Here is a 22569-nt window from a genome sequence, read left to right on the forward strand (position 1 = left end):
GGCGTACAGACCTTGGCCGAGCACTTACCTCGCGGCATCTGTCTTTTTGCAACCTGGCCCCGCGCTCCGTACTTCACTGCATCCCTTAGCCGTTGATGGTGAGGTGGCGCGGGAATGGCTCTTAACCTCGACCCACCCTATGCGGGTAATCTGCCGTTCTGGCCTATACCTCGTTGATATTTCGTCTCGGATTCAAGGGCGATGTTCGATCCTGAGCGGGTGCCGATTTTGAAAAGTTTGGGTATCGGCGGATTTCAAAGGGTAGCTAACAACCGACAGAGAACGGCCAACTGCAGTCATTCAGATGTACCTGCAAAACCGGGTGATTCGATATTTGGCTGGTATATAATGGCGACAAATTCTTCATTAATCGTCACTATATACTGCAAAGGTCAATCATGCTCTTCTACTGGCGATGTAGTTACAGAGTCCAAACGTATTTTCTGACTAAAAACGTCTATTGAATTCACTAGGAACTCAATTTTGTCGCCGCGCTTGTAACCCCTCTCAATATAATTTTTTGGCAGTTGGTTAGGATGAACAAAAACAGTCATCCCCAAATGCATTTTTACAATAAGTCCACTTTTTGCATACCTGACCACTTCGCAGGTATACTGCTCACCCGGAATGTAATGCAATTCCGCCTCTTGCCAGATGGCGGGCAAGGCATTTTTCTTAAACATTTGCAAGCTTGGCTCCATCTCTGACACGGAAGCCAAACTAGCAAGGCTACTATTTTCCAAATAACTAGAAGTGCTGGCAACCAAGGATTCGTATTGTTTCTTTATGTAATTGTAAAAATCCGTAGCGTTTTGATATGCGGTACGTTGATTGTACTGTACATCCAGAGATTTTATTCGCTCAGCAATTTCCCTAGCTGTTTTTTCCTCAGTGTACAAAGTATCTTCAGCAAGTGCTGCCAAGTAACTTACGTTAGTTAGCAAATCCAAGTGCACAAAACCGGCCGGTGCGAGCTTAATCAAATTGTCATCAGCAATTTCTGAGATGGTGAAATCTTCAGAAACGACACAGTGTCCAGCGAGCAAAAACTCCAAATCTCTGATAATCACATCAGACTCAACTCCTAATGGAATTAGCTCTGCTTTCAACTCAATTACTGGAAAATAACCCTGAACGCCTGACGGACCGATGTTGTGAAACTTTTGCTTTAACCATCTCAGAATCATTAATCGAGAAAAGTAGTTACCTTTCTTTCCAAATGATAATGTTGTAAACAAGTTTTTAACATGTGAGTGATCGCCGTCATAGTATCTTCTATTCATTCGCAACAAAACCCGAGATACTATGTGCAGTGGTAGCGTGTGCATCCCTTGGGTCTGTCGTATCTTGAATATCTCATCCTCTGCGATATGCCCGCTAGTACAAAACTCAAGAAATATTTCCAAGGCTCTCCTAATGTTTCGAGCCGACAGCCCCACAATTATGCGACGCACATACTTGTCATTTTCGAAAATCGATTTCAAGATGCATGTTAAGTAAAATGACGTGTCATTTTTGCTGTACTCAACCGTATAGCCGTTTGGCAACTCGTAAGTCAGCATATTTTGACCACCGTTTCCATCCAGTGCTCTTAAAGCAAGTTGCACTCGCTTTGCTAGAACACTTTGAAACAACGGTGGCTCTATTCGAAACACCAAGTCCTTCAGAGCCGTATCCAAAGGCGGTTGATCCCGATGATTGTCGTACGTCTCTTCTCTCAGCGGGAGTATCACAAGAGAACGAAATTCTTTTTGTAGCCATTGTGCGGCTTGAAACATCAGTAGTTGTTCATCCAAAGTACGCTTGTCGCAATTATCAAGAACAATTATTAATAGCTTGCCCCTTTCAGTTGCACAAAACCTTGTATAAGCCAGTGCAGAAAGATGTAAGTCTGATTCCAGATCTTCAATTTTCTCGCCCAGCTTTATGTTGTACTCTGGCGTACCATCATACAAAGGCTTATAAATCTTCTCAAAGCGATTTAGTTCAACCGAATAGACTTTCTTAATTCCTTCTAACGTATCAAAATCATATTGTGGAGTATTCGACTTGCAACCTTCAATTATCTCATGCCTAAGCCACCCGTAAATCTCATCAGGAGATACAGGAGATTCATTCATATTTATGCGAACCCACGCAGTTCTATCAATGACGTCAGCCGGCAGTGCAACTTCTTTGAGGTAGTCAATGAATGTCGTTTTACCTGAACCTACGCTACCCACAAGGAGAATAACCTTGCGCTCAAGAAGTTTGCTTTGCTTGGCGAGAACAGCAACCAATTCTCGAGGTGCCGACGTGTCCTCGATTGTGGTTGCGTTAATTTCACTCGGGGGCTTTGCGGCTCTAATTAATCTATCAATAGGCTCAATAAATCTCTCGCGCCTTTTTGAGGGGATATAACCATTTTTCGCGATGAATATCCTATCTTCAATAGTTGCAGGGTTGAAGATATGGCCTAAGTCTGAAGCGATATTTGCCCCAAAAGAGTTGTGCCCTATTTCCTCGTCTTGAACAGCCCTTCCACCTACTAACCGCCGTGGCTTAGATAAGTACCCTGGGTAAAGATCTTGATTAAATTTCTCCACTAAGATTTCGAGTGACTTTCTGGAGAAGTCCTTAAACAGATCATGATATTTTTGAGATGAGGCGACTAGTTCCGAAACATTCATTTCGAGCTGCGGCTTAATATTGTCACTTGAGCCAGCCAAAAGAGTCAGACCATTTGTTGCAATCACTTTTCGAACTGGATTAACTCCAGTCGGAAAGTAAGCATTTAGCTCATTCGCGTAAAGTCGAGCTTCTCTAAAGGCCTCTTCAACATCGATGTCATCAGGTTTTTTTGCCTCTATTACAAGCAAAGGGAATCCGCCAATAACCACCATATAATCTGGGTAATAGATTTTCTTCTTTGTAAGCTTGTCGATAGCAAGCTTTCGAATATCTCCCTTGGTGATAATCTCAGCGGACTGATACTGGAGTCCGACATCTTCGGAGGCTACGAGCAGCGGATAAATTATTTTTTGCTCTACGTCGCTCTCTGTAACAATTGCACCTGCTGCCGGTAATTCAAATTTGATCGCCATCCTTTCAGTCCCTTAAATAACGATTTAATTATTGAGCTGTCGCAGGAGGCTTGCCAGATGGAGCTATCTGAACGCTTTTCCGTATCGAGCTTTTCAGCCCATAGAATAGGTCATCGGATCAATTGCAAGAAGCCCGTTCGCAGGTCTATTTTGATGCAGTCTGAAGCTCTCCGACTACAGGCCTGAAGAGCCGTCTCCGGTGGCATAGCTGCCAGAGCTATCTTGTCCAACAACATGAATCGCCCCTAGTTTCGAGTGCGTTGACTGACCGCTTTTGGCCGATTCTGTTGAAAAAGTCGGCTTCCCCAAAATGCTCGAATACTGGTGGGCGAAAACACCTCTTTTGCACGCTGCTACGTAAAATCCGAGTCCGGAAGCCTCTGCTGAAAACCAGGATTTCAATCTCAGGCGCGTACTTTTCTGCCGTGGAAACCAAGCCGGACTTTTTCAACAGAATCGGCCGTTAGCTGCCGGTCACGAAGGGCAGCACCGGGCATAATCAGGAAGCATGTTGGTCAAATCCGATCCCAAGGAAGGTCAAATCGAACGCAAACGATTGGGCAGGCCTGAGCAATTACCACCAAGCCCCAGCCAGCGGCAAGGTGAACTAGGATTCCCGTATCACCACTCAAGGACTATACCCATGTCAGATAACTCAGATGCCAAGATCGCCACTGCGGACGCACTGACATTGCTCCTGCACAACCAGCACGCTATATGTGCGGCCATTGAAGAACTGACCAAGTGGCTCTCAGAGAATGGAGTATCGAGTGTTGCTGCCAACGCAGCTGGGGCTTTGGAAGCGCTGGACACGAATGCTCAAGGGATTACTGAAGCCATAATGCAACTACGGCGGTCGTAGGCGCAGCCTCGCATCATGCGCAAACAGAGGCTCTGATAGACTCGAAGCGAAGCTATGAGCGAGAGCAGGCGCATGAGGATGGACGATGAAGCGTATTACTTTCTACGCATGTACTCGATTGACCTCGACACAGCCCGTCAGGCTATCAAAGTCCTTCGCCGCTACAGACGACCAGATGTCCGTTACGCTCTTCTACGCGATCTAACGGTGGCCTATGTTCGGCCGTTCTCAACGAATAGGGGAAGGCAACATGGCACCCATGCACTGAGTGTCAAGAAGCACGTTCCGAAGGAAATGAAGGCACTTCACCTTGAACTCGTACGGGTCAGGATGCAGCAGTTTGCCCACACCGATTTGTCTTATTACAACCCAATTGTGTTTAGCCTAAACGGCACCAACGGTCACGCGATAATCTTTAAGGGCTTCGACTATGAGGCTCTGCTGCGCAAGCTGGACCAAATTGAAGAATTGATTCGAGCGGTTGAAAGCAGCGTAAACGCCGCAATCGCTGATTACGAATCGGAGTCCTCAGTGCTTTCCGAGGCAATCCCGGCTGGGCCCGAAGTTCGAAAGTTTCTTGAAAGATAGACAGAAAAATCTGAATGACCACCTCAATCCGGGTGTGTCCGCGCATCCCCCGTGGGTGCCCTCGCGTGAGCCTTATCGAGTGCCTATGCGCGCCTCTGGGCGAGGGACTTTGAGGCGCTCTCAGGTGTTACAAGTCACGTATCAACCCTGACACAAAACCTTGGCAAAGGCCTGCTGACCTCGTTACGATGCGGCCACCTGATTCCTTGAAATTCCGCTCAGTCCGTAAACAGCATCTCCCGGCTTTCTCCCATCAGCAGGCCGTGATTCTGCTCGGTCACCTGGCGGATGTAATCCCACAACAGGGTGATCCGCTTGAGCTTGCGCAGGTCTTCGCGGCAGTACATCCAGAACTGCCGGGTGATGTTGATTTCCTCCGGCAACACCGGCAGCAACCGCGGATCCTGAGCCGCGAGGAAGCACGGCAGGATCGCCAGCGAACGCCCTTGCTGCGCAGCCACGAACTGCGCAATTACGCTGGTGCTGCGCAAGTTGGCGCTGGCGCCGGGCAGCACGTTCGCCAGGTACAACAGCTCCGAGCTGAAGGCCAGGTCGTCGACATAACTGATAAATGAATGCTTGCCCAAGTCTGTCGGGCGGCGGATCGGTGGGTGTTTGTCCAGATAGTCCTGGGTCGCGTAAAGCTGCAACCGGTAGTCGCAGAGTTTGCAGCAGACGTACGGGCCATGCTCCGGGCGCTCCAGGGCGATGACGATGTCCGCCTCGCGTTTGGACAGGCTGATGAAGTGCGGCAGCGGCAGAATGTCCACCGAGATCGCCGGGTAGGCGTCGACGAAATGGCTCAGCTGCGGGGTGATGAAAAAGCTGCCAAACCCTTCGGTGCAACCCATCCGCACATGACCGGACAACGCCACGCCGGAACCGGAAACCTGTTCGCACGCCATGTGCAGCGTGCTCTCGATCGACTCGGCGTAACCCAATAAACGCTGACCCTCAGCGGTCAGGACAAAACCGCTGGTCCGGGACTTCTCGAACAACAATGTACCCAATGCCGCTTCCAGCGAGCTGATACGCCGCGACACCGTGGTGTAGTCCACCGCCAGGCGCTTGGCCGCGGTGCTGGCCTTGCGGGTGCGGGCCACTTCGAGGAAAAACTTGAGGTCATCCCAGTTCAGCGAACCTAAAGACGTGATGTTTTTTTGCATGATGGACCGGCTTTTATGTGCGTTCTTATTAGAAGTTTGCACATCTATACTCCAAAAACAGTCCGACAACCAATTCGCGACACACGCCTCATCTCAAGGCGACTTATCCGCCTTGGCTCCCTGCATAACAACAAGTCCAGGAGACCAGCATGAACGCATCGCTCACGCCCAACGAAACCACTGTCCAGAACGTCAAACTGTTGATCGACGGCGAGTGGGTCGAGTCCCAGACCACTGAGTGGCACGACATCGTCAACCCGGCGACTCAGCAAGTACTGGCCAAGGTTCCGTTTGCCACCGCCTCGGAAGTCGACGCCGCGATCAGCGCCGCCCATCGCGCCTTCCAGACCTGGAAGCTGACGCCGATCGGCGCCCGCATGCGCATCATGCTCAAGCTCCAGGCGTTGATCCGCGAACACTCCAAGCGCATCGCCGTGGTGCTCAGCAACGAACAGGGCAAGACCATTGCCGACGCTGAAGGCGATATTTTCCGTGGCCTGGAAGTCGTCGAACACGCGTGCTCCATCGGCAGCCTGCAAATGGGCGAGTTCGCCGAGAACGTCGCAGGCGGCGTCGATACCTACACCCTGCGTCAGCCAATCGGTGTTTGCGCCGGCATCACCCCGTTCAACTTCCCGGCGATGATTCCGCTGTGGATGTTCCCGATGGCCATCGCCTGCGGCAACACCTTCGTGCTCAAACCGTCCGAACAGGACCCGATGTCGACCATGCTGCTGGTGGAACTGGCCATCGAGGCGGGCGTTCCGGCGGGCGTGCTTAACGTGGTTCATGGCGGCAAGGACGTGGTGGACGCGCTCTGCACCCACAAAGACATCAAGGCGGTTTCCTTCGTCGGTTCGACTGCCGTCGGTACTCACGTTTATGACCTGGCCGGTAAGCACGGCAAGCGCGTGCAATCGATGATGGGCGCTAAAAACCACGCCGTGGTGCTGCCGGATGCCAACCGCGAACAAGCGCTGAATGCGTTGGTCGGTGCCGGTTTCGGTGCGGCCGGTCAGCGTTGCATGGCAACGTCGGTGGTGGTGTTGGTCGGCGCGGCCAAGCAATGGCTGCCGGACCTGAAAGCGCTGGCGCAGAAACTCAAGGTCAACGCTGGCAGCGAGCCGGGCACGGACGTTGGTCCGGTGATCTCCAAGCGTGCCAAAGCGCGGATTCTGGATCTGATCGAAAGCGGCATCAAGGAAGGCGCCAAGCTTGAGCTGGACGGTCGTGACATCACGGTTCCCGGCTACGAGAAGGGCAACTTTGTCGGTCCGACCCTGTTCTCTGGCGTGACCCCCGAGATGCAGATCTACACCCAGGAAATCTTCGGCCCGGTGCTGGTGGTGCTGGAAGTGAATACGCTCGACGAGGCCATCGCCCTGGTCAACGCCAACCCGTTCGGTAACGGCACGGGCCTGTTCACCCAAAGCGGTGCGGCAGCGCGCAAATTCCAGAACGAAATCGACGTGGGTCAGGTCGGCATCAACATTCCGATTCCGGTGCCGGTCCCGTTCTTCAGCTTCACCGGTTCGCGCGGTTCCAAGCTTGGCGACCTCGGCCCGTATGGCAAGCAAGTGGTGCAGTTCTACACTCAGACCAAGACCGTCACCAGCCGCTGGTTCGATGACGACAGCGTCAACGACGGTGTGAACACCACCATCAACTTGCGTTAAGGAGCCGGACATGAAAATCGCTTTTATCGGTCTCGGCAACATGGGCGCGCCGATGGCGCGCAACCTGATCAAGGCCGGCCATGTGCTGCGACTGGTTGATTTGAACAAAACCGTTCTGGCCGAACTGGAGCAACTGGGCGGCAGTATCAGCGCGACGGCTCGTGAAGCGGCTCAAGGCGCAGAACTGGTGATCACCATGCTGCCCGCCGCTGTGCATGTGCGCAGCGTGTGGCTGGGTGAAGACGGCGTGCTCGCCGGTATCGGCAGCGGCGTACCAGCCGTGGATTGCAGCACCATCGATCCGCAAACAGCGCGTGATGTAGCGGCGGCCGCGGCCAAGCAAGGCGTGGCCATGGCCGATGCGCCGGTGTCGGGTGGCACTGGTGGTGCAGCGGCCGGGACCCTGACTTTCATGGTCGGTGCCACGCCTGAACTGTTCGCCACCCTGCAACCGGTGCTGGCGCAGATGGGGCGCAACATCGTCCATTGCGGCGAAGTCGGCACCGGGCAAATCGCCAAAATCTGCAACAACCTGCTGTTGGCGATCTCCATGGTTGGTGTCAGCGAAGCCATGGCGCTGGGTGATGCACTGGGGATCGACACTGGCGTGCTGGCCGGGATCATCAATAGTTCCACGGGACGTTGCTGGAGTTCGGAGATGTACAACCCGTGGCCGGGCATCGTCGAAACGGCACCTGCGTCGCGAGGTTATACCGGTGGTTTTGGTGCCGAGCTGATGCTCAAGGATCTGGGACTTGCCACGGAAGCGGCACGTCAGGCGCACCAACCGGTGGTGCTTGGCGCGGTGGCCCAGCAGTTGTATCAGGCGATGAGCCAGCGTGGGGAAGGGGGTAAAGACTTCTCGGCGATCATCAACAGCTATCGCAAACCGCAATAACGACCTGCTTCAACCTGTGGGAGCGAGCCGGCTCCTACAGGTGTGTGCGCATCGACATTTACCGGGAAATCACGTCGGGTGATCTCCCGGTTTTTTTGCATCAGGCAAACACGAAATACTTGCGCACGGTTTCAACCACTTCCCACGTGCCTTTCATCCCCGGCTCGATGACGAAAATATCACCGGCACGCAGATGAATCGGCTCCTTTCCTTCCGGGGTGATGATGCAGTAACCCTCGCGGAAATCGCAGTATTCCCACTTCACGTATTCCACATACCACTTGCCCGGCGTGCAGATCCAGGTGCCCATGATCTTGCTGCCGTCTTCGCTGGTGTAGGCGTTGAGGTTGACGGTGTGCGGATCGCCTTCGAGTTTTTCCCATTTGCAGGCGTCGAGCACTGGCAGCGGGTGGGTGTCGCGAAGAACGGTAATCGGTGCGGACATGATGACTCCGAGCGTGATGGAGAACTGAAGTCGCACCCTATCGGGCTTGGTGCGGCGTCAGTTGTCTGTGCTCGACATCGAGGTATCCAGAAACGCTGGATTCACTGCGCTCGCCATAAAAAACGCCCCGGCATTCATCGAATGCCGGGGCGTTTTTTTACGCGATTACTGAGTCACTGACAGCTTTCGGTGCCTGGCCATGCGCAACCGATAGCAACCGTAGATGAGCAACACCCACACCGGCATGGCGTACACCGAGGCGCGCACCGGCGGGATCATCCAGATAACGCAGATGATCACGGCCATGAACGCCAGGCATAGGTAGTTGGTGTACGGCGACCAGAACGCCTTGAAGCCTGGCACGATGCCGCGCTGGACCATGGCCTTGCGGAACTTCAAATGCGTGAGGCTGATCAGCGCCCAGTTGATCATCAAGGACGCGACCACCAGGGCAAACAACAACTCAAGCGCTTCATGCGGCGCGACGTAGTTGACCAGCACCGCCAGCATCGTGATCAACGCCGAAACGCCCAGTGCCAGCAACGGCACGCCCTGCTTGTTCAACTTCATCAGCACTTTGGGCGCGTCGCCTTGCTCGGCCAGGCCATAGAGCATGCGGCTGTTGCAGTACACGCCGCTGTTGTAGACCGAGAGCGCCGCGGTAAGCACCACGAAGTTGAGGATCTGCGCGGCGGTGTCGCTGCCGATCAGGGCGAAAATCTGCACGAACGGACTGCCGCTGTAGGCATCGCCCGAGGCGCCCAGTGTCTGCAGCAGTTGGTCCCACGGGTACAGCGACAGCAACACGGTGAGTGCGCCGACGTAGAAGATCAGCACCCGATAAACCACCTGGTTGATGGCCTTGGGAATGACCTTGCGCGGTTCGCTGGCTTCAGCGGCGGTGATGCCGACCAGTTCCAGGCCGCCGAAGGAGAACATGATGAACGCCATCGCCATCAGCAAACCGTTGGTGCCATTGGGGAAGAAACCGCCGTGGCTCCACAGGTTGCTCACCGATGCTTGCGGGCCGCCGGTGCCGCTGAACAGCATGTAGCAGCCCAGGAGGATCATGCCGATGATGGCCACGACTTTGATGATCGCGAACCAGAACTCCATCTCGCCAAACACTTTGACGTTCAGCGTATTGATCAGGTTGACCAGCACAAAGAACACCGCCGCGCTGACCCAGGTCGGCACCTCCGGCCACCAGAACTGCACGTACTTGCCGACGGCTGTCAGCTCGGCCATGCCCACCAGCACATACAGGACCCAGTAGTTCCAGCCGGACAGGAAACCGGCAAAGCCGCCCCAGTAGTTGTGCGCGAAGTGGCTGAACGAGCCGGCCACGGGTTCCTCGACAATCATTTCGCCCAGTTGGCGCATGATCAGGAACGCGATGAAACCGGCAATCGCATAGCCGAGGATCATCGACGGTCCGGCGGACTTGAGCACTCCGGCGGAGCCCAGGAACAGCCCCGTACCAATGGCGCCGCCCAATGCGATCAGTTGAATGTGCCGATTTTTCAACCCCCGCTTGAGCGTTGCCTGTTGCAAGATTTCATCCGCCATCTGGTTCCCTTTTGGTTGTTGTGGCCAGGCTTGATTTGAAAGGGCAGATATTACTCTTCGCAGCCTTCGTCATACAGGTGCCTGTTGGGCCAAACACTGGTTTTCAAAGGCTCCCGGCCCGGTTTGCAGCGCACAACGCATCGAGCAAGGCTCTGGCGTAACCGGGCAGGCCAGCAAACGAGCGGGCGCACAGCAGCAGTTTGCGCTGCGCCCAGGCTTCCTGCAGGGCAACGTATTTGAACGGTTGATCGACGGCCCGGCGCTCGATCGCCGCCAGCGGCACAATCGCCAGCCCTGCGCCGCGAGCGACCATGCGAATCACCCCGTCGAAGCCTTCCGCCCGGATGCGGATCTGCATGCGCACGCCCGCGTGCAGCGCCTGTTCTTCGAGGTACACCGCCAGTGCGCTGTTGGCGCTCAGGCCGACGTAATCGTGATGCAGCGTCTCGCTGAAGCTCGGTGTTGCGCCGTCAGCCAATGGATGCCCGAGTGGCATGATCAGCACCAGCGGATCGTTGCGAAAGGGCTGGGTTTCGAGGGCGTGGGTGTCGACGGCGTCGGAGACGATGCCAAGGTCCGCCGCACCCTGACGCAGTGCATGGACGATGCGCAGGCTCGGCAATTCCTGCAGATCAATGTCGAGGTTGGGATGGTGGCAGAGGAAGTCCGCCAGCACTTCCGGCAGGTACTCGGTGATCGCTGTGGTGTTGCATAACAAGCGCACCTGACCTTTGACGCCTTTGGCGTATTCGGCCAGGTCCTGCTGCATACGGTCGGCGTGTTGCAGTAGTAGTCGGGCGTGTTGCGCCAGGGCTTTTCCCGCAGGTGTGGGCGTGACGCCGCGACGACCGCGTTCCAGAAAGTCGATGCCGAGCGAAGCCTCCATCGCACGGATTCGCGCGCTCGCCGCCGCCAGGGATAAATGGCTGCGCGCGGCGCCGGCGGTGATGTTGCCGGTGTCGAGGATGTTCAGGTAGAGGCTTAGGTCGGTGAGGTCGAAGTGCATGGGTACAGCCTCGGGAGGTGTGTTGACTGGGCAGCCGCCTTCGCGGGCAAGCCTCGCTCCTACACGATTTGCGCAACCCCTGTAGGAGCGAGGCTTGCCCGCGAAGGCGTCAGCAGCAACAACGAAATCGTCAGCCTCTATCAAAACAAGAGACACCCTCAGTATATGGCGAATTTTCACACGGCCAATCCAGGCGCAGGATCAGCCCATGAATACACTCGCCACGTTCTACCAAAACCTTGGCCTGGCCCTTTCTCTGCTGGTCATCGCCACCTTCCTCCTGGCCGGCATGATCAAAGGCGTGATCGGCCTCGGCCTGCCAACCATCGCCATGGGGCTGCTCGGTCTGGCTATGGCACCGTCGCAGGCTGCCGCGCTGCTGATCATTCCAGCGACCCTGACCAACGTCTGGCAACTGGCATTCGGCGGGCATTTGAATGGGTTGGTCAGGCGGCTGTGGCCGATGCTGCTGGCAATCTTCATCGGCACCGGTGCCGGGACGGTCTGGATTGGCATGGCGGGTGGTCATTGGGTGGTGCGGGGGTTGGGCGCGGCATTGCTGCTTTATGCGTTGAGCGGTTTGTTCCTGCCGACTTTGCGCGTCAGCCGTCAGACCGAGCGCTGGCTCGGTCCGCTGTGCGGCGTGCTGACCGGCGTCATCACCTCCGCCACTGGCGTGTTCGTGATTCCGGCGGTGCCGTATCTGCAAGCACTGGGTTTGAACAAGGATGAGCTGGTGCAGGCGCTGGGCCTGTCGTTCACCGTATCGACCCTCGCCCTCGCTGCCGGCCTGTTGTGGCGCGGCGCGCTGGGCGGTGGCGAATTGAGCGCGTCATTGCTGGCGCTGATCCCGGCGGTGCTCGGCATGTTGCTCGGGCAATGGCTGCGCCAGCGGATCAGCGCCGTGCTGTTCAAACGCGTGTTCTTCATCGGCCTCGGTGTGCTCGGCGGCCACTTGCTGATCAGCGGGTAGCGGACGACGGGCTGAGCATCTCGATGGCACGGATATCGAAATCCTGTTCCAGGAATTCGTCGCGCTGTTCGAGGAATTGCTTCATGTGCGGCAGGTTCGAGTGCACGTCGAGGTGCGCCTGGGATTGCCAGATCTCGAAGAAGATAAACAGCGTCGGGTCCTGTTTGTCGCGCAGCATGTGGTATTCGATGCAGCCTGGCTCGGCACGACTCGCTTCCACATAACCGCGGAAGAACGCTTCGAAGGCGTCGGATTTTTCCGGGCGGGTTTTGGCGTGCAGGATGAAGCCTTGTATTTCACTCATCAGGAGTCTCCTCAAAGTCAGAATCGGCTCCAGTTTATGGCAACAATCGCCTGTTGATTCGTGCGTATAGGTCAAATGAATTTTGCGAATTCAGGACTTATTCCGCGCGAGGCCGATGGCTAACCTGCCGCCATCCACTTTCTGACCCTTCCGAGATTCCTCATGAAAAAAGTACTGTTGCTCAATGGCGGCAAAAAGTTTGCGCACTCTGATGGCCGCTACAACACCACCCTGCATGAAGCCGCATTGAGCGTGCTGGATCGCGGCGGAGTTGACGTGAAAACCACCTTCATCGACGAGGGTTACGACGTCGCTGAGGAAGTGGCCAAATTCCTCTGGGCCGACGTGATCATTTATCAAATGCCGGGCTGGTGGATGGGCGCGCCGTGGACCGTGAAAAAGTACATCGACGAAGTCTTCACCGAAGGCCACGGCAGCCTCTACGCCAGTGACGGCCGCACCCGTTCCGATGCTTCGCAAAAGTACGGCAGCGGTGGTTTGGTGCAGGGCAAGCAATACATGTTGTCGCTGACCTGGAACGCGCCGCAGCAAGCTTTCGACGACCCGACCGACTTCTTCGAAGGCAAGGGCGTGGACGCGGTGTACTTCCCGTTCCACAAGGCCAACGAGTTCCTCGGCATGACCGGTTTGCCGACGTTCCTGGCGGTTGACGTTATGAAGCGCCCGAACATCGAAGGTGATGTGGCGCGTTATGAGCAGCACCTGACCAAGGTGTTCGGCCTGAAGGCATAAGGTTCGGCTACTATCGTCATCTGGAATCCGAACCTGTAGGAGCCGGCTTGCCGGCGATAGCAATCCTGAGGACGCCATCGCCAGCAAGCTGGCTCCTACACAAAGCGATAAGGAACACAGGTGAAAGCCAGATCCGATGAGTTGCAGATTTTCGTCTGCGTGATTGAGTGCGGATCGATTTCCGCTGCGGCCGAACAGGTCGGGCAGACGCCTTCGGCGGTCAGCCGCACGTTGTCGCGGCTGGAGGCCAAGCTCGATACCACGCTGATCAACCGCACCACGCGGCGCATGGACCTTACGGAGGAGGGCAAGTATTTCTTCGAGCACGCCAAACTGATTCTCGATCAGATGGAGGAGCTTGAAGAACGCCTCAGTTCACGTCAGCAAACCCCGTCCGGGCGTTTGCGGATCAACGCCGCCTCGCCGTTCATGCTGCACGCCATCGTGCCGTACATCGACGAGTTCCGCCGGCTCTACCCGGACATCCAGCTCGAACTCAACAGCAACGACCTGATCATCGACCTGCTCGAACAAAGCACCGACATCGCCATCCGCATCGGCACGCTGGCCGACTCGACCCTGCACGCCCGTTCGTTGGGTTGCAGCCCGCTGCACATCGTCGCCAGCCCGGCTTACCTTGAGCAACACGGCACACCGTTGGTGGTCGAGGACCTGAGCGGGCATGCGCTGTTGGGCTTCACCCACAATGAAGGCCTCAACCAATGGCCGCTGCGTTATGTGCATGGCGATCGCTGGCCGATTCAGGCGTCAATCAGCGCGTCCAGCGGCGAGACGATCAGGCACCTGGCGCTTGAAGGTCAGGGCATTGCCAGCCTGTCGCATTTCATGACCATCGAAGACATCCGTGCCGGGCGCCTGAAAGTGCTGCTGGCGGATTTCAACAGCGGTTATCGCCAGCCGATCAACGCGGTGTATTACCGCAACTCACAACTGGCCCTGCGGATTCAGTGCTTCCTGGACTTTATCCAGGGCAAATTGGCGGTGTACGCGAATGCGGATTTCGAAGGTTGATTCATGATTCCTGCGCAAGAGTGAATTGGGTCAACGGGGATTTTTCAGTCGTGATGACTGCTTGATACTCCTTGCATCACTTATTCACGCAGGGAGTTTCTCCATGAACGTATTCGTTACCGGCGCTGCAGGTTTCATCGGTGGCTCCATCGCTACGGGCCTGGTTCGCGCTGGCCACAAGGTCACCGGCCTGGTGCGCAGCAGCGAACAAGCCAATGAGCTGAGCGCGTTGGGCATCACGGCGGTCATCGGCACTCTTGACGACAGCGCACTATTGGCCGAACAGGCCCGCGCTGCCGACGCGGTGATCAATGCCGCTAGCAGCGACCATCGCGGCGCGGTGGAAGCCTTGGTCAATGCCTTGCGCGGTTCCAACAAGGTGTTCCTGCACACCAGTGGTTCGAGCATCGTCGGCGATGCGTCGGGCGGCCAGTTCGGCGACGCCATTTATTACGAAGACACGCTGCCGGAGCCTACTGTCGACAAGGCGGCCCGCGTGGCCATCGACAACCTGATCCTCGACGCGGCGAGCGACGGGGTGAACTCGGCGGTCATCTGTAACACGCTGATCTACGGCCACAGCCTGGGCGTCAATCGCGACAGCGTGCAGTTGCCGCGCCTGCTGAAACAGGCACGCAAAAGTGGTGTGGTGCGCCACGTCGGCACCGGCCAGAACATCTGGTCCAACGTGCACATCGAAGACGTGGTGTCCCTGTACCTGCTGGCGCTGACCAAAAACATACCGGGCACGTTTTACTTCGTTGAAAGCGGTGAAGCGTCGTTCGTCGACATGACCACGGCGATTGCCCAGGCGTTGAATCTCGCTGAGCCGCAAGACTGGCCGCTGAAAGAGGCCGAAGCCGAGTGGGGTTATGAAATGGCCAACTACGGTTTGGGTTCCAACAGCCGGGTGCGCGGCAAGCATGCGCGGGCAATGCTGGGTTGGGTGCCGAAGCGGACTTCGGTGGTTGAGTGGATTCTTAACGAGATGGTGTGAGTTCGCTTTAGACCGCGTCATCGTTCTTCGCGGGCAAGCCTCGCTCCTACAGGGGTTGTGTCGCTCACAAAATGGGTGAACGACACAACCCCTGTAGGAGCGAGGCTTGCCCGCGAAGGCGTCTTCAACAGCACCGCAACTGGCCGGGCCGCCCTCAATTCCGTACCATCCGCCCCCTCTTCCCCAGTTGTGTCCAGTCCTCCCCATGAAAGCAAACCGTCTGCGCGCCGATGTCCTGGCCGGGCTCACCACATCCTTCGCCTTGTTGCCCGAATGCATCGCCTTTGCGCTGGTGGCTCACCTCAATCCGCTGATGGGCCTGTACGGCGCATTCATCATTTGCACCCTGACCGCGCTGTTCGGTGGTCGGCCGGGCATGGTGTCGGGCGCGGCCGGTTCGATGGCCGTGGTGATCGTCGCGCTGGTGGTGCAGCACGGTGTGCAGTACTTGCTCGCGACGGTGTTGCTGGGCGGGTTGATCATGCTGACGTTCGGGTTGTTGAAACTCGGCAAACTGGTGCGGATGGTGCCGCATCCGGTGATGCTCGGCTTCGTCAACGGCCTGGCGATCATCATCGCGTTGGCGCAACTGGAACACTTCAAGAGCGGTGACAACTGGCTCAGCGGTTCACCGCTTTATGTGATGAGCGGATTGGTGGCGCTGACGATGGCGATCGTCTATCTGCTGCCGCGCCTGACCCGTGCCGTGCCGCCCGCGCTGGTGGCGATTCTGGGCGTCGGGCTGGCGGTGTATCTGCTCGGTTTGCCGACTCGCACCCTGGGCGACATGGCGCACATCGCCGGTGGCTTGCCGACGCTGGCCTTGCCAGATATTCCGTGGACGCTGGACACCCTGCGCATCATCGCCCCCTACGCGATATTGATGGCGCTGGTCGGCCTGCTGGAAACCCTGCTGACCCTGAACCTCACCGACGAAATCACCGAGAGCCGTGGCTTCCCGGATCGTGAGTGTGTGGCGCTGGGCGCGGCCAACATGGTCTCCGGTGTGTTTGGCGGCATGGGCGGCTGCGCGATGATCGGCCAGACCGTGATCAACCTCAGCTCCGGTGGCCGAGGTCGGCTTTCCGGCGTGGTGGCCGGCGTGCTGATTCTGCTGTTCATTTTGTTTTTGTCGCCGCTGATCGAGCGCATTCCGCTGGCCGCATTGGTCGGCGTGATGTTCGTGGTGTCGCAACAGACGTTTGCCTGGGCTTCGCTGCGGGTGGTCAACAAGGTGCCGCTGAACGACGTGCTGGTGATCGTCGCCGTAACGGTCATCACGGTGTTCACCGACCTGGCCACCGCCGTGCTTTGCGGGATCATCATTGCAGCGCTCAACTTTGCCTGGCAGCAGGCCCGCGAGCTGTATGCCGACAGTCACCTCGAAGCCGACGGCAGCAAGCTTTACCTGCTGCATGGCACGCTGTTTTTTGCCTCGACTACACCGTTTCTCAACCAGTTCGATCCTGCCAATGACCCGTCCGTAGTGACGATTGATTGTCGTCACCTGAGCTTCGTCGACTACTCGGCCATCGCGGCGCTGAAGACCCTGCGCGAACGTTACGCCAAGGCGGGCAAGCATCTGCGCGTGCTGCATCTGTCTGAGCGTTGCAAGAAACTGCTTAAGCGGGCGCGGGTGAGTCACGACTGAGGCCCCAACCCTGTGGGAGCGGGCTTGCTCGCGAAAGCGGTAGGTCAGCCAACACCTATGGCGACTGACACTCCCTCTTCGCGAGCAAGCCCGCTCCCACAGGAAAGCGGATGAAAGTTCGCCTGGCCGATTTTCATATTCACCGACCTCGCATACCTCTGCGCGACATCCCTTACCCCTGCACGAAAATTACTTTCACCTCGTTTGAGTTTCGCGCTTCGAAATGTTTTAAGAGTTTCACAAAACTTTCGACGTGACCCTTTCGAGGAGTACCGCATGACCCTGTCCTTCGGCTATTGGCTGCTGGTGTATGCCGCCATCGCCATCATCGCGCTGATCGTTCTGATCGCCCGTTACCGGCTTAATCCCTTCATCGTCATCACCCTGGTGTCCATCGGCCTGGCATTGCTCGCCGGCATGCCGCCATCCGGGGTGGTTGGCGCCTACGAGGCCGGTGTCGGCAAGACCCTGGGGCACATTGCGCTGGTGGTGGCGCTGGGCACGATGCTCGGCAAGATGATGGCCGAGTCCGGCGGCGCCGAGCAGGTGGCGCGCACCTTGATCGACCGTTTTGGCGAGAAGAACGCGCACTGGGCCATGGTGTGCATCGCGTTTCTGGTCGGGCTGCCGCTGTTCTTCGAAGTCGGTTTTGTGTTGCTGGTGCCGATTGCGTTTACCGTGGCGCGCCGCGTGGGTGTATCGATCCTGATGGTCGGTTTGCCGATGGTCGCCGGGCTGTCGGTGGTGCATGCGCTGGTGCCGCCGCACCCGGCGGCGATGCTGGCGGTGCAGGTGTATCAGGCGTCGGTCGGGCAGACGTTGATGTATGCGATTTTGATCGGCATTCCGACGGCGATTATTGCCGGTCCGCTGTACGCCAAGTTCATCGTGCCGCGCATTCAACTGCCGGCGGAAAACCCGCTGGAACGGCAGTTTCTTGAGCGTGAACCGCGCGACAGCCTGCCGGGTTTCGGCATCACCATGGCGACCATTCTGTTGCCGGTGCTGTTGATGCTGATCGGCGGCTGGGCCAACCTGATCTCCACGCCGGGCAGCGGTTTCAACCAGTTTTTGCTGTTCATCGGCAACTCGGTGATCGCGCTGTTGCTGGCGACCCTGCTGAGCTTCTGGACCCTCGGCCTCGCCCAAGGCTTCAACCGCGAATCGATCCTCAAGTTCACCAACGAATGCCTGGCACCGACCGCCAGCATCACCTTGCTGGTCGGCGCCGGCGGCGGTTTGAACCGGATCCTGGTGGACGCCGGGGTCACCGACCAGATCGTCAGCCTGGCCCACGAATTTCACCTGTCGCCGCTGCTGATGGGCTGGCTGTTCGCCGCGTTGATGCGCATCGCCACCGGTTCCGCCACCGTGGCCATGACCACCGCCTCCGGCATTGTCGCGCCGGTGGCCATCGGTCTGGGTTATCCGCACCCGGAGTTGCTGGTGCTGGCGACCGGCGCGGGGTCGGTGATCTTTTCCCACGTCAACGACGGTGGCTTCTGGTTGATCAAGGAATACTTCAACATGAGCGTCACCCAGACGTTCAAGACCTGGACCGTGCTGGAGACCATTATTTCGCTGGTCGCCTTTGCGCTGACCGTAGGTCTTTCTTACCTGATTTAACCGGAGCCGCCTGCCATGGACATCCTCTACCAGATCCGCGCCCGTCAGGATTCCTTCAGCGCCGGCGAAGGACGCATCGCGCGGCTGATGCTCGACGACGTAGGATTTGCTTCTGCTGCCAGCCTCGACGAGCTGGCGCTGAGAGCGGAAGTCAGCACCGCCACGCTGTCGCGTTTCGCCCGCACGGTGGGTTGCCGCGACTTGCGCGACCTGCGCCTGCAACTGGCGCAGGCCAGCGGCGTCGGCAGCCGTTTTCTCGACCCGGCAGGCACGCCCGATCAGTCGGCGTTCTACGGGCAGATCGTCGGCGATATCGAGTCGACGTTGCGTCAGCACCTGTCGGCGTTCGACGAGTCGCGCTTCGCCGACGCGGTGAAGCTGTTGGGCAAGGCGCGGATGATTCATGCCTTCGGCATGGGCGGTTGCTCGACCTTGTGCAGCGATGAACTGCAAGTGCGGCTGGTGCGCTTCGGCTACCCGATTTCGGTGTGTCACGACCCGGTGATGATGCGGGTCACCGCAGCCAGCCTCAGTGCCGAGCACGTGGTCATCGTCTGTTCGCTGACCGGCATCACCCCCGAGTTGCTCGAAACGGTGGAACTGGCCCGCAACTACGGCGCAAGAATCTTGGCCATCACACGCAGCGACTCGCCGTTGGCGCAACTGGCCGACATCGTGCTGCCACTGCAAAGTGCGGAAACCTCGTTCATCTACAAACCCACGGCGGCGCGCTACGGCATGCTGCTGGCCATCGACGTGCTCGCAACCGAGCTGGCGCTGGCCAATCCTGAAGACAATCAAGAACGTCTGCGGCGGATCAAACTCGCCCTCGACGATTACCGCGGCGGCGACGATCACTTGCCGCTGGGAGACTGACATGATGTACGACACGCTGATTCGCAACGCCCTGATCATCGACGGCAGCAACGCCCCCGGTTACCCCGCCGACGTGGCAATTCTGCATGGCCGCATCGAGCGCATCGGCGACCTGCACGACGCCACCGCCACCGAAGAAATCGACGCCGCTGGTCGAGTGCTGGCGCCGGGTTTCATCGACGTGCACACCCATGACGACACGGTGGTGATCCGCCAGCCGCAAATGCTGCCCAAGCTCAGCCAGGGCGTGACCACGGTGATCGTCGGCAACTGCGGGATCAGCGCTTCGCCGGTGAGTTTGAAGGGCGATCCGCCAGACCCGATGAACCTGCTCGGCACCTCGGCGGCCTTTGTTTACCCAACGTTCCGCGACTACCGCGCGGCGGTCGAAGCAGCGAACACCACGTTGAACGTCGCCGCCCTGGTCGGCCACACCGCGTTGCGCAGCAATCACCTTGATGACCTGTTTCGCACGGCCACGCCGGATGAAATCAGCGCGATGCGTGAGCAACTGCGCGAAAGTCTTGAAGCCGGGGCGTTGGGTCTGTCCACCGGTCTGGCGTACGCCAGCGCGTTCTCGGCGTCCACCGATGAAGTGATGCAACTGACCGAAGAACTGACCGCGTTCGGCGCGGTGTACACCACGCATTTGCGCAGCGAATTCGAGCCCGTGCTGGAGGCCATGGACGAGGCGTTCCGGATCGGCCGTCATGCGCAATCACCGGTGATCATTTCCCACCTCAAATGTGCCGGCGCCGGTAACTGGGGGCGCAGTCCGCAACTGTTGGCCTCACTTGAAGAGGCCGCGAAAACCCACCCGGTGGGCTGCGATTGTTATCCCTACGCGGCGAGCTCTTCGACCCTGGACCTCAAGCAAGTGACCGATGCGCACCGCATCACCATCACTTGGTCCACGCCGCACCCGGAACTCGGTGGCCGCGACCTGATGGATATCGCCGCCGAATGGAACGTTTCGCTGCTGGAAGCCGCTCGCCGGCTGCAACCGGCTGGCGCGGTGTACTACGGAATGGACGAGTCGGATGTACGAAGCATCCTCGCGCATCCGCTGTCGATGGTCGGTTCCGACGGCTTGCCGGAAGACCCATTCCCGCATCCACGTTTGTGGGGCGCTTTCCCACGCGTCCTCGGACATTTCAGTCGCGATGTCGGGCTGTTTCCGCTGCACACCGCGGTACACAAAATGACCGGGTTGTCCGCGTCGCGATTCGGCTTGAAGGAGCGCGGTGAAATCCGTGAAGGGCATTGGGCTGACCTGGTGTTGTTCGATCCTGCAACGATTCGTGATGTCGCCGATTTCAACGATCCGCAGCGGGCGGCAGAAGGCATCGACGGGGTGTGGGTCAACGGTGTGTTGAGTTACAGCGAAGGGCAGGCGAACGGGAAACGAGAAGGGCGGTTCCTGGCGCGGCAAGGCGATTTGCGTGACGGTTTTCAGAGCCTCCACAAACCCCTGTAGGAGCCAGGCTTGCCGGCGAAAGCGATCAGCCAGTCGACAAATCTTTTGAACTGCTTCACGTGGTGGCACATTGCAATTAAAGAAAGCCATCGCCAAGCCGAAGCGCTGACACTAGCCCGGCTACACTCTGGGCCTTACCAGTCTGGGAGCAACTTGATGAGCTTCGGCAAAACCACCCCGATCCTGCGGATTTTCGACGAAAACAAGGCCGTGGAGTTCTACGTCGACTTCCTCGGTTTCAAGATCGACTGGCAGCACCGTTTCGAGCCGAATTTCCCGCTGTACCTGCAAGTCTCCCGGGGCGAATGCGTGTTGCACCTGTCGGAACATCACGGCGACAGCACACCGGGCTCGGCGCTGCGCATCGAGACCGATGAGCTGGAGGCGTTTCAGCAGCAATTGCTGGCCAAGGACTACACGTTTTCGCACCCACAGATCCAGGCCATGCCGTGGGGTAGCCAGGACATGACCATCAGCGATCCGTTCGGGAATCGGTTGGTGTTTACCAATGCGATTAGTGTCTGAGTACGGTCTGACAGATTGATCGCCATTGATCTGTAGGAGCCGGCTTGCTGGCGATAGCCGTGTGTCAGGCGCAATCCATGTTGATGGATCCGCCGCAATCGCCAGCAAGCCGGCTCCTACAGGGTTGGTGCCATCCTGTGGGAGCGCCGCTTGTCGACGAATGAGGGTGACTCAAACCCTGAAGTGACTCACCATCATCTGCAACTGATTACCCAACCGCGCCAGTTCAACACTGGATTTAGCGGTTTCGTCGCTGGCAGCGGCGGTCTGTTCGGACACGTCGCGTACGTTGATGATGCTGCGGCTGATCTCTTCGGCTACGGCGCTTTGCTGTTCGGCGGCGGCAGCGATCTGCTGGTTCATCGACTGGATGTTGGACACCGTGCGGGTGATGTTTTCCAATGATACGCCGGCCTTGCGGGTCAGGGCGACGCTGCTGTCGGTGAGGGCGCGGCTGTTGTTCATCACGGCGGACACTTGTTGCGTACCGTTCTGCAAACCGGCCACCAGGCCTTCGATTTCCTCGGTGGATTTCTGCGTACGCTGGGCCAGGCCACGCACTTCGTCGGCCACCACGGCAAAACCACGACCGGCTTCACCGGCACGTGCCGCTTCAATGGCAGCGTTGAGCGCCAGCAGGTTTGTCTGTTCGGCCACGGCCTTGATCACGTCCATGACGCTGCCGATCTTGTCGCTTTCGTGTTGCAGCACGCTCATGGCTTCGGTGGAGCGCACCACTTCGCTGGCCAGACGCTCGATCTGGGCGATGGCTTCGTTGACCACTTTGTCGCCTTCGCGGGCTTCGCCGTCGGCGGCGGCCGCTGCTTGTGACGCTTCTTCGGCATTGCGCGCGACTTCCTGCACGGTGGCGGTCATCTCGTGCATGGCGGTGGCCACCTGATCGGTCTCGATCTTCTGGCTGTTAACGCCGGCGCTGGTCTGCCCGGTCACAGCGGACAACTCTTCGGCGGCGCTGGCGATCTGGGTAACGCCGTCGCGGATACCGCTGATCAGGTCACGCAGGGTCACGCCCATGCGCGCGATGCCTTGTTGCAAGACGCC

Annotated in this window: 20 protein-coding genes; 13 read left to right on the forward strand and 7 right to left on the reverse strand. The window is 57.9% G+C overall.

Translation table 11 applies throughout. The features are described 5' to 3' along the window. Window positions 1-392 precede the first annotated feature (392 nt). Window positions 393-3083: a type I restriction endonuclease gene (locus IB245_RS11870; protein ID WP_192227655.1), complete on the reverse strand. Its 2691-nt coding sequence runs from the start codon at window positions 3081-3083 to the stop codon at window positions 393-395. A 643-nt stretch (window positions 3084-3726) separates the two neighbouring features. Between IB245_RS11870 and IB245_RS11875 the strand changes: the two genes are divergently transcribed. After that, the gene (locus IB245_RS11875; protein ID WP_192227656.1) at window positions 3727-3945 is read left to right on the forward strand and encodes a hypothetical protein; all 219 of its coding nucleotides are present in this window, start codon (window positions 3727-3729) and stop codon (window positions 3943-3945) included. Window positions 3946-4023: 78 nt separating this feature from the next. Continuing rightward, window positions 4024-4533, forward strand: coding sequence for a hypothetical protein (locus IB245_RS11880; protein WP_192227657.1), 510 nt, complete (start codon window positions 4024-4026; stop codon window positions 4531-4533). A 218-nt stretch (window positions 4534-4751) separates the two neighbouring features. Here IB245_RS11880 and IB245_RS11885 read toward each other — a convergent pair whose 3' ends face one another. Next, window positions 4752-5699, reverse strand: a complete 948-nt coding sequence (locus IB245_RS11885) for a LysR family transcriptional regulator (protein ID WP_192227658.1) — start codon at window positions 5697-5699, stop codon at window positions 4752-4754. Between the two features lie 149 nt (window positions 5700-5848). On the opposite strand from IB245_RS11885, the gene IB245_RS11890 reads away from it, so the two are divergent. Beyond that, window positions 5849-7375, forward strand: a complete 1527-nt coding sequence (locus IB245_RS11890) for a CoA-acylating methylmalonate-semialdehyde dehydrogenase (protein WP_008024085.1) — start codon at window positions 5849-5851, stop codon at window positions 7373-7375. A 10-nt stretch (window positions 7376-7385) separates the two neighbouring features. Continuing rightward, window positions 7386-8273, forward strand: coding sequence for a 3-hydroxyisobutyrate dehydrogenase (mmsB, locus tag IB245_RS11895; RefSeq protein WP_192227659.1), 888 nt, complete (start codon window positions 7386-7388; stop codon window positions 8271-8273). Window positions 8274-8373: 100 nt separating this feature from the next. On the opposite strand, the gene IB245_RS11900 is transcribed toward mmsB, so the two are convergent. From IB245_RS11900 to IB245_RS11910, 3 genes are all read right to left on the reverse strand, one after another. Further along, complete coding sequence (locus tag IB245_RS11900; protein WP_008024653.1) at window positions 8374-8718, reverse strand: cupin domain-containing protein; 345 nt, start codon at window positions 8716-8718, stop codon at window positions 8374-8376. A 165-nt stretch (window positions 8719-8883) separates the two neighbouring features. Further along, window positions 8884-10287, reverse strand: coding sequence for an amino acid permease (locus IB245_RS11905; RefSeq protein ID WP_008024654.1), 1404 nt, complete (start codon window positions 10285-10287; stop codon window positions 8884-8886). Between the two features lie 103 nt (window positions 10288-10390). Beyond that, window positions 10391-11293: a LysR substrate-binding domain-containing protein gene (locus tag IB245_RS11910; protein WP_192227660.1), complete on the reverse strand. Its 903-nt coding sequence runs from the start codon at window positions 11291-11293 to the stop codon at window positions 10391-10393. Window positions 11294-11501: 208 nt separating this feature from the next. Here IB245_RS11910 and IB245_RS11915 point away from each other — a divergent pair, with 208 nt between their 5' ends. Then, the gene (locus tag IB245_RS11915) at window positions 11502-12266 is read left to right on the forward strand and encodes a sulfite exporter TauE/SafE family protein (RefSeq protein ID WP_192227661.1); all 765 of its coding nucleotides are present in this window, start codon (window positions 11502-11504) and stop codon (window positions 12264-12266) included. Here the strand turns inward: IB245_RS11915 and IB245_RS11920 are convergent. After that, on the reverse strand, window positions 12256-12570 hold the full coding sequence (locus tag IB245_RS11920) for a putative quinol monooxygenase (RefSeq protein ID WP_008024657.1): 315 nt from the start codon (window positions 12568-12570) through the stop codon (window positions 12256-12258). The genes IB245_RS11915 and IB245_RS11920 overlap by 11 nt on opposite strands. Before the next feature lie 162 nt (window positions 12571-12732). Here IB245_RS11920 and IB245_RS11925 point away from each other — a divergent pair, with 162 nt between their 5' ends. From IB245_RS11925 to IB245_RS11960, 8 genes are all read left to right on the forward strand, one after another. Next, a complete protein-coding gene (locus IB245_RS11925) occupies window positions 12733-13323 on the forward strand; it encodes an NAD(P)H-dependent oxidoreductase (protein WP_192227662.1) in 591 nt (196 codons plus the stop codon). Window positions 13324-13443: 120 nt separating this feature from the next. Further along, on the forward strand, window positions 13444-14355 hold the full coding sequence (locus IB245_RS11930) for a LysR family transcriptional regulator (RefSeq protein ID WP_008024659.1): 912 nt from the start codon (window positions 13444-13446) through the stop codon (window positions 14353-14355). Between the two features lie 103 nt (window positions 14356-14458). After that, window positions 14459-15352, forward strand: coding sequence for an NAD-dependent epimerase/dehydratase family protein (locus IB245_RS11935; protein ID WP_192227663.1), 894 nt, complete (start codon window positions 14459-14461; stop codon window positions 15350-15352). 205 nt (window positions 15353-15557) lie between these two features. Further along, window positions 15558-17003, forward strand: a complete 1446-nt coding sequence (locus IB245_RS11940; RefSeq protein WP_192227664.1) for a SulP family inorganic anion transporter — start codon at window positions 15558-15560, stop codon at window positions 17001-17003. A gap of 276 nt (window positions 17004-17279) precedes the next feature. Further along, window positions 17280-18629: a gluconate:H+ symporter gene (locus tag IB245_RS11945; protein ID WP_192227665.1), complete on the forward strand. Its 1350-nt coding sequence runs from the start codon at window positions 17280-17282 to the stop codon at window positions 18627-18629. A gap of 15 nt (window positions 18630-18644) precedes the next feature. After that, window positions 18645-19505 (forward strand): MurR/RpiR family transcriptional regulator, encoded by an 861-nt coding sequence (locus IB245_RS11950; protein ID WP_008029861.1) that lies wholly within the window; start codon window positions 18645-18647, stop codon window positions 19503-19505. Window position 19506: 1 nt separating this feature from the next. Further along, complete coding sequence (locus IB245_RS11955) at window positions 19507-20982, forward strand: N-acyl-D-amino-acid deacylase family protein (protein ID WP_192227666.1); 1476 nt, start codon at window positions 19507-19509, stop codon at window positions 20980-20982. Between the two features lie 156 nt (window positions 20983-21138). Then, window positions 21139-21507 (forward strand): glyoxalase superfamily protein, encoded by a 369-nt coding sequence (locus IB245_RS11960; protein WP_192227667.1) that lies wholly within the window; start codon window positions 21139-21141, stop codon window positions 21505-21507. Window positions 21508-21678: 171 nt separating this feature from the next. Here IB245_RS11960 and IB245_RS29360 read toward each other — a convergent pair whose 3' ends face one another. Continuing rightward, window positions 21679-22542, reverse strand: coding sequence for a methyl-accepting chemotaxis protein (locus IB245_RS29360; protein ID WP_411736724.1), 864 nt, complete (start codon window positions 22540-22542; stop codon window positions 21679-21681). Between the last annotated feature and the right edge of the window lie 27 nt (window positions 22543-22569).

Source organism: Pseudomonas sp. PDM02, assembly GCF_014852285.1.
GTDB classification, from domain to species: domain Bacteria; phylum Pseudomonadota; class Gammaproteobacteria; order Pseudomonadales; family Pseudomonadaceae; genus Aquipseudomonas; species Aquipseudomonas migulae.